The 7,322-nt window shown below is 72.5% G+C and carries 6 protein-coding genes and 3 pseudogenes; 5 read left to right on the top strand and 4 right to left on the bottom strand.

Annotation, left to right across the window (positions count from 1 at the left end):
• A pseudogene (locus AB0C20_RS33790) lies at positions 1–93 on the top strand (PKD domain-containing protein); the annotation flags it as partial.
• Between the two features lie 50 nt (positions 94–143).
• On the opposite strand, the gene AB0C20_RS33785 reads toward AB0C20_RS33790, so the two are convergent.
• Positions 144–1,121, bottom strand: coding sequence for an ATP-binding cassette domain-containing protein (locus tag AB0C20_RS33785; RefSeq protein ID WP_357183424.1), 978 nt, complete (start codon positions 1,119–1,121; stop codon positions 144–146).
• Between the two features lie 29 nt (positions 1,122–1,150).
• Between AB0C20_RS33785 and AB0C20_RS33780 the strand changes: the two genes are divergently transcribed.
• From AB0C20_RS33780 to AB0C20_RS33765, 4 genes are all read left to right on the top strand, one after another.
• Positions 1,151–1,837, top strand: a complete 687-nt coding sequence (locus AB0C20_RS33780) for an ABC transporter permease (protein WP_091403225.1) — start codon at positions 1,151–1,153, stop codon at positions 1,835–1,837.
• Complete coding sequence (locus AB0C20_RS33775; RefSeq protein WP_210780819.1) at positions 1,834–2,574, top strand: ABC transporter permease; 741 nt, start codon at positions 1,834–1,836, stop codon at positions 2,572–2,574. Before AB0C20_RS33780 ends, AB0C20_RS33775 begins: the two co-directional genes overlap by 4 nt.
• Before the next feature lie 200 nt (positions 2,575–2,774).
• Complete coding sequence (locus AB0C20_RS33770) at positions 2,775–3,779, top strand: glycine betaine ABC transporter substrate-binding protein (RefSeq protein WP_357183428.1); 1,005 nt, start codon at positions 2,775–2,777, stop codon at positions 3,777–3,779.
• A gap of 110 nt (positions 3,780–3,889) precedes the next feature.
• The gene (locus AB0C20_RS33765; protein WP_357569521.1) at positions 3,890–5,542 is read left to right on the top strand and encodes a hypothetical protein; all 1,653 of its coding nucleotides are present in this window, start codon (positions 3,890–3,892) and stop codon (positions 5,540–5,542) included.
• An 18-nt stretch (positions 5,543–5,560) separates the two neighbouring features.
• Here the strand turns inward: AB0C20_RS33765 and AB0C20_RS33760 are convergent, their stop codons facing one another.
• The 3 genes and pseudogenes from AB0C20_RS33760 to AB0C20_RS33750 form a co-directional block, all read right to left on the bottom strand.
• Entirely contained in the window at positions 5,561–6,748 is a 1,188-nt protein-coding gene (locus AB0C20_RS33760; RefSeq protein WP_181539454.1) for an NADH-quinone oxidoreductase subunit D, read from the bottom strand.
• A pseudogene (locus tag AB0C20_RS33755) lies at positions 6,745–7,203 on the bottom strand (SAM-dependent methyltransferase); the annotation flags it as partial. The gene AB0C20_RS33760 and the pseudogene AB0C20_RS33755, both read right to left, overlap by 4 nt.
• 26 nt (positions 7,204–7,229) lie before the next feature.
• A pseudogene (locus AB0C20_RS33750) lies at positions 7,230–7,322 on the bottom strand (universal stress protein); the annotation flags it as partial.

Below are 7,322 nucleotides of genomic sequence, written 5' to 3'. Positions count from 1 at the left end.
GTCACCGTCGCCTTCGACGGCACGGCCACCGACGCCGAGGGCGACACCCCGTTGACGTACGCCTGGGACTTCGGTGACGGAGGCTCGGCGACCATGAGCGGGGTCAGGCGCGGCGGTCGCACGTGCGCCTCGGCCGGGGCGGGTCAGCTGGTCGGGCGGCCGAGGTCGAGGAGGCGCTGTCGGCTGAGCGCGCCCACCGGCCGGCCGGCGTCGGTGACGAGGAGCCGGTCCCGGCCCGAGGTGAGCAGGACCGCCAACGCGTCGTACGCCGAGCCGTCCACAGCGACGGTGGGCAGGTCCGGTGCGGCGTCCTCGGGCACCGGCTCCAGCGCCTCCCGGTCGAGCGGGGTGACCGCCAGCCGGCGGATGCCCCGGTCGGCGCCGACGAACTCGCGTACGAACGCAGTGGCTGGTGCCCCGAGCAGTGCGGCCGGCGTGTCGTACTGCTCCAGGTGACCGCCCTCGGAGAGGACCGCGATCCGGTCACCGAGTCGGACGGCCTCGTCGAGGTCGTGGGTGACCAGCACGATCGTCTTGCGCACCTCGGCCTGGAGGCGCAGGAACTCCTCCTGGAGGCGGGCCCTGACGATCGGGTCGACGGCCGAGAACGGCTCGTCCATCAACAGCACCACCGGGTCGGCGGCGAGCGCCCGGGCCACGCCGACCCGCTGCCGCTGGCCACCCGAAAGCTCGTGCGGGTAGCGACCGCCGAACTCCGCCGGGTCCAGCCCGACCAGGTCGAGCAGCTCGTCGACCCGGGCCCGGGTCTGGCTCTTGGGCCAGCGGAGCAGGCCCGGCACGGTGGCCACGTTGGCCCGCACGGTCTGGTGTGGAAAGAGACCGACGTTCTGGATCACGTACCCGATTCGACGGCGCAGTCGCACCGGGTCGACGTTCGTGACGTCCTCGTCGCCGAGTGTGATGCGACCGGCGGTCGGTTCGATCAGGCGATTGATCATCCGCAGCACCGTCGACTTGCCGCAACCGGACGGGCCGATCAGCACCACCAGCTCGCCGGCCCGGACCTCCAGGCTGAGGTCCCGGACAGCTTCGGTGCCGTTCGGGTAGCGCTTCTGGATGCCCTCCAGGGAGATCGACGCCGCGCGAGGGGATTGGGCCACGCCGGCAGCCTCCGGGGTAACGTCCACGTATGTCCTTCCGCCTGAGCTACCGGGCCGACCCGGGTAACCCCTGGTTCTCCTGGCAGTACGTGCGGGACAACTCTGACACGATCCTCGCCGCCGTGCGCGAACACGCCTCCCTCACCGGGCGAGCGGTGTTGATCGCGGTGCTGATCGCCCTGCCGTTGTCCGTGCTGGCGTACTGGGTCCGTCCGCTCGCCGGTCCGATCCTCGCTGTCAGCGGGGTGGTCTACACGATCCCGTCGTTGGCGCTCTTCGCGTTCATCGCCCCCTACCTGGGCACCGGGGCGACAACGGTGCTGGTCGGGCTGGTCCTCTACGCGCTGCTGCTGATCGTGCGCAACGTGGTGGCCGGTCTCAACCAGGTGCCTCCGGAGGTTCGCGAGGCCGCCGAGGGCATGGGTTACGGCCGCTGGAGGCGGCTGTTCCGGATCGACCTGCCGCTGGCGCTGCCGGGCATCGTCACCGGCGTACGGCTGGCGACCGTCTCGACTGTGGCGTTGGTCACGGTCGGGGTGCTGGTCGGGCACGGCGGGCTCGGGCAGTTGATCTTCGCGGGCTTCCAGAACAACCTCTACAAGGCCGAGATCATGACGGCCGCACTGCTCTGCGTGGCACTCGCTGTCGTGCTCGACCTGTTGCTCATCCTGGTCGCCCGACTGGTGACTCCCTGGTCCACCCGGAGGGCACGGTGACCGTCGCGGAAAACCCGATCGGGCAGGCCATCACCTGGATCAACGACCCACTGAACTGGACCAACCCCGGCGGCATGCTGGACCGGCTCGGCGAGCACCTGACGATCTCCGCACTGGCGGTGGCGCTCGGCTGCCTGGTGGCCTGGCCGCTCGGGCTCTGGCTGGGGCACCTCGGTCGAGGTGGCGGCCTCGTGGTGCTGATCTCCAACGCCACACTGGCCATCCCCACCCTGGCGCTGCTGACCATCCTCCCGGTGGTCTTCGCCAGCGGCTTCGGGAAGACACCGGTAGTGGTGGCACTGGCCGTCTTCGCCGTGCCGCCGCTGCTGGCCAACGCGTACACCGGGGTGCGGCAGGTGGACCCGGAGGCCCGCGACGCGGCCCGGGGGATGGGCCTGTCCGGCGGGCAGTTGCTGCGCCGGGTGGAGTTGCCGCTCGCGGTGCCCTATCTGGCGGCCGGCTTCCGCACCGCGGCGGTCCAGGTGATCGCGACAGCGGCGCTGGCCTCCTTCGTCAACGGCGGCGGCCTGGGCCAGATCATCCGGACCGGGTTCGGCATCGGTATCGCGGCCGGCGGCGGGCAGATCGTCGCCGGCGGTGTGCTGGTGGCCGGGCTCGCGCTGCTGGCCGAGGTGGTCCTCGGCGGCGTCGAACGGCTGGTCACCCCCAAACCGCTGCGGCGCGGGCGGCAGCGCCTCGGGCGGCCCCGGGCCGCCGACGCCACCGGAAGCGCTTGACCCGTCCGGGTGAGCCCGCGTCGCGCTGGCGACCCACGCCCGTCAAATCGGTGACGATGGGGTGACGAAGTCCATCCCAAGTTGTCGGTCGGTTCCGGAGCATGTTGGGTGGACATTCGCGGGCGGCCGACAGTCAGGATCGCCCGTCGGACACGCGGCCGGCCCGGGACGGGCCGCGCCGGGACACGGAAGGCGGGCACATGCGCGCACGTACACGTCTGGCGATCGGGGCGGTCAGCGCCGTCGCCGGGGCAGCACTCCTCACCGGCTGCGGTGACGCCGGCTCGTCCGGCACCGACGCACCCCAGACGAGCGCCTCCGGCGCCGGGTGCGCCCCGGTCGCCGGCCAGCAGCTCATCGCTCTGCAGGACGACAAGAAGCTCCAGAACTCCGACAACGTCATTCCCGCTGTCAACAGCAAGGCGGCCAACCCGCAGCTGATCGCCGCACTGGACAAGGTCTCCGCCGCGCTCGACACCCCGAAGCTGATCCAGCTCAACAAGGCCGTCAACGAGGACCGCAAGACCCCGAAGGTGGCGGCCGAGGAGTTCGCCAGCGCGAACAACCTCACCGCTGGCATCGCCAAGGGCCCGGGCGGCGACATCACTGTGGGCGCCGGCAACTTCGCCGAGAGCCAGATCCTGGGCGAGCTGTACCGGATCGCGCTCACCGCCGCCGGCTACCAGGTCAAGGTGCAGCAGATCGGCAACCGCGAACTCTACGAGCCGGCGCTGGTGAAGGGTGAGATCCAGGTCGTCCCGGAGTACGCGGCGACAATGGCCGAGTTCCTCAACACAAAGGCCAAGGGTGGCACTCCTCCGCCGATCTCCTCGCCCGACATCAACACCACGGTGACCGCGCTCAAGGCCGAGGGCGACAAGGTCGGCCTCACCTTCGGCACCCCGGCCGCCGCACAGGACCAGAACGCCTTCGCGGTGACCCAGGCCTTCGCCGACAAGTACGGCGTGCGGACCCTCTCCGAGTTGGCGGCGAAGTGCTCCGGCAGCGGGACAGTGCTGGGCGGCCCGCCGGAGTGCGAGCAGCGTCCGTTCTGCAAGCCGGGCCTGGAGAAGACGTACGGGCTGTCGGTCGGCAAGTTCTCCTCCCTGGACCAGGGCGGCCCGCTGACCAAGAGCGGGCTGCGCGACGGTTCGATCAGCGTGGGCCTGATCTTCTCCTCGGATGGCGCCTTCGCCACCAGCTGAGCCAGTTCCGCACGTGCTGAGAACGCCCCCGCCCCCGACCGGGCGGGGGCGTTCGCGCGTCCCGGGGACCCCGTTCCCTCCGGTGGATATCGTGGGTAGGCTGCACATCCATGCCAGCCCCGGCCACCTCTGACGCCCGGCGTCAACCACCGCTACTGACCATGCTCTTCTGGGCGGGCGTCGCTCTCGCGCCGGTGGCGGCGCTGATCCTGCTGGTGGCCGACGGCAATGGCCCGCTGCGTTTCGCCGCGGTGCTCGCCATCCTCGCCGTGGTGCTGATCGGCCTCTCCATCGCGTTGCGGCCCGACGGTGAGGGCGCCTCGGCGCGGGCCGACGAGTTGCTGGACGAGATCGAGGAGCTGCGTCGGGAGTTGCGCGGCGAGATCGTGGCCGCCGCCCAGCGCGGCAACCAGGCGCTCGACCAGGCGCAACGGGCGCAGGAGGGGATCGCCGCGGTGCGCCGCCGTCTCGACGCCAGCGGTGCCGCCCTCGCCGGTGCCGCCCCCACCGTCGAGCCGGCGGGCGCCGGACGGGCGCGAGTGGCTGCCGTCGAGCCGCCGGTGGACGACACGCCGGTGGCCCGTTCCCGGGGTGACACGCCGGCCGGCCGCGTCCGGGTGTCCGGCCCCGACGACGCGCCCCGGTGGGGGCGCCCCGAGCATCCGGACGACGACGAGCCGGCATACGCCCGGGAGGCCCCCGAGCCGCCTGTCGCCGCCGGGACGTACGGCGGGGAACGGCCGGCCGCCACCGCGTACGGCTCAGCTCGCCCCCGCGAACACGACCGCCCCGAGGCGGCACACCGGCCGGGTGGCGTGGTCCGACACACCGAGACCGTGCACGTCACCACCCGGCACACGGTTGTGGACGGCGGCCCGGCCGAGCCGGCCGGGCACTACGGCGGCGGGTACGCCGGTCAGTGGACCGCGCCCGCGCAGGAGTGGACCCGGGGCGGTGACGCCGATCAGCCCCCTCGCCCGTCCGGCCGGGCGAGGAGCGAGCCAGCGCAACACCCCAGGGCCGGGTACGGCGACGAGCCGGGCTGGACGGGCCGCCGCGACGAACCGGAGTGGACGGATCGGCGCGACGTGTACGCCCAGCCCGACGAGCCGGCCCCAACCGCCCGGTCACACCGCACCCCGGAGAGGCCGGCGGCGGAATCCTGGGACAGTCCTGACGATCGGGGCTGGTCGGAGCAGCGTGACCGGGCGGGCGCCCCGGCAGCGCAGGCCGGGCCGCCGCTGCGGGCCGACGACACCGGCGAGTACTGGTCGCAGTTGCGGGGCGGTGACCGGTGGGCCGCCGTCCGCGACGACGAGAACGGTCGCGAGGTGCGGGTCGGCGAGCGTCGGGCCGAGGTGCACGCCGACGCCACCGGCACCGAGTACCGGGTGGCCGACCGCTGGGCCGCCGTCCGTCACGAGGAGCCGCGCCGTCACGAGGAGCCGCGCCGTCACGAGGAGCCGCGCCGTCACGAGGAGCCGCGCCGCCACGAGGAGCCGCGCCGCCACGAGGACGCCGGCCGGTATGACGAACCGCGCCGTCACGACGATGGTCGGCGGGCCGAGCCGGGACGGCCCGCGCTGCCGGTGGGCGGTGTGCCGGTGCCGGACGAGTGGCGCCCGCCACGCCAACGCGGCCACCAAACGGAACCCGAGCCGGAACGGACCGGCCGGCGACGGGTCGACGAGCGCTACGGCTACCCGCCGCAGGACGACGTACCGCGTGCCGGCGGTGCGCCACCCGCCGACCGCTGGCGGTGACCGGTCAGGCGACCCGGGTCACTTGTCGATGTCGCCGACCACGAAGAACATCGAGCCGAGGATCGCGATCAGATCCGGGACCAGGCAGCCGGGGAGCAGGGTGGCCAACGCCTGCACGTTCGCGTACGAGGCGGTACGCAGCTTCAACCGCCACGGCGTCTTCTCACCCCGCGACACCAGGTAGTAGCCGTTGATGCCGAGCGGGTTCTCCGTCCAGGCGTACGTGTGCCCCTCCGGCGCCTTGAGTACCTTCGGTAGCCGCGTGTTGATCGGCCCGGTCAGCCGGTCCACCCGGTCGAGGCACTGCTCGGCAAGGTCCAGCGAGGCGTACACCTGGTCGAGCAGCACCTCGAATCGGGCGTGGCAGTCCCCGGCGGTCTTGGTGACCACCGGCACGTCCAGCTCGTCGTAGGCCAGGTAGGGGTCGTCGCGGCGCAGGTCCAGGTCGAGCCCGGACGCGCGGGCCACCGGCCCGGACGCGCCGAACGCGGCGGCGTCCGCGGCGGACAGCACGCCCACGCCGACGGTGCGGGCCAGGAAGATCTCGTTACGCCTGATCAGGTGGTCCAGGTCGGGCAACCGGCGGCGTACCTCGCCGATCGCCGCCCGGGCCCGCCCTGTCCACCCGTACGGCACCTCTTCCTTGAGGCCACCCACCCGGTTGAACATGTAGTGGATCCGGCCGCCGGAGACCTCCTCCATCACCGCCTGGATGGTCTCGCGTTCCCGGAAGGCGTAGAAGATCGGCGTGATCGCCCCGATCTCCAACGGGTAGGAGCCGAGGAACATCAGGTGGTTCAGCACCCGGTTCAGCTCCGCGAGGGCCATCCGCAGCCAGGTGGCCCGCTCCGGCACCTCCATGCCCATCAGGCGTTCCACAGCGAGCACCACACCCAGCTCGTTTGAGAACGCCGAGAGCCAGTCGTGCCGGTTGGCCAGCACGATGATCTGCCGGTAGTCCCGCACCTCGAAGAGCTTCTCCGCGCCCCGGTGCATGTAACCGACGATCGGTTCGCAGGCGACCACCCGCTCGCCGTCGAGCACCAGCTTCAACCGCAGCACACCATGGGTGGAGGGGTGCTGCGGCCCGATGTTCAGCACCATGTCGGTGCCGAGCTGCTGATCGCCGGTGCCGGCGATCAGCCCGGCCCCGGTGCCGACGGTCAGTTCACGGAGGTCCCCGGCGTCGGTGGTCATGCCCGTCATCGTGCCACGGCCGGCCCGAGCGGGATGCCGACCGGCTGGCGCAACCACCAGTGCCCGCCGAGCCCGGCCGGGTCGGTCAGCTCGGCCACCGCCGACGCGGCGGCCAGCGCCAGCACGTACCCGACCGGGTCGGTACCGGCCAGGCTGAGCGGCGGTCGCCGGCCGTCGGCCCCGAGCGCCAGCAGCGCCTCCCGCTGCGAGACCAGGGAGTACGCACACCGAGCGACCGCCGCACCAGCGGAGGCGACCGAATCCATTGCCACGTGCGCTGTGACATCACTCGACCCGTCGGGCACCGGAGGCACCTGCCGCCCACCCCGGTACCCGGTCAACGTCCCGTCGACCGGTCTTGCCTCCCGCAGGTGCCCGTAGTCGACTGCGACCGCCAAGCCCTGCTCGATTTTCTGTACCGCGGTGGCCCAGGCTTCGTCCCTGCTTCGGCCGATCTCGGCTCGTCGGTAGTCCCTGCTGGGGGTTTCGGGCCCTGCCGGCGGGCCAGGCCGGCCGCGTAGGCACCGGCCCGCTCGGAGGTGCGGGTGCCGTCGACGCCCACCATGATCACCCGAGGCCCGTC

Source organism: Micromonospora sp. NPDC048843, from assembly GCF_040649965.1.
GTDB classification, from domain to species: domain Bacteria; phylum Actinomycetota; class Actinomycetes; order Mycobacteriales; family Micromonosporaceae; genus Micromonospora; species Micromonospora hortensis.
Note: the sequence above shows the minus strand (reverse complement) of the source record. Positions and strands in the feature narration are given on the sequence as shown.

What these genes read in the sequence shown, in the direction of transcription:
- AB0C20_RS33765 (WP_357569521.1), top strand. Translation starts at nt 3,890, where the DNA reads ATGCCAGCCCCGGCCACCTCTGACGCCCGGCGTCAACCACCGCTACTG.
- AB0C20_RS33780 (WP_091403225.1), top strand. Translation starts at nt 1,151, where the DNA reads ATGTCCTTCCGCCTGAGCTACCGGGCCGACCCGGGTAACCCCTGGTTC.
- AB0C20_RS33770 (WP_357183428.1), top strand. Translation starts at nt 2,775, where the DNA reads ATGCGCGCACGTACACGTCTGGCGATCGGGGCGGTCAGCGCCGTCGCC.
- AB0C20_RS33760 (WP_181539454.1), bottom strand. Translation starts at nt 6,748, where the DNA reads ATGACGGGCATGACCACCGACGCCGGGGACCTCCGTGAACTGACCGTC.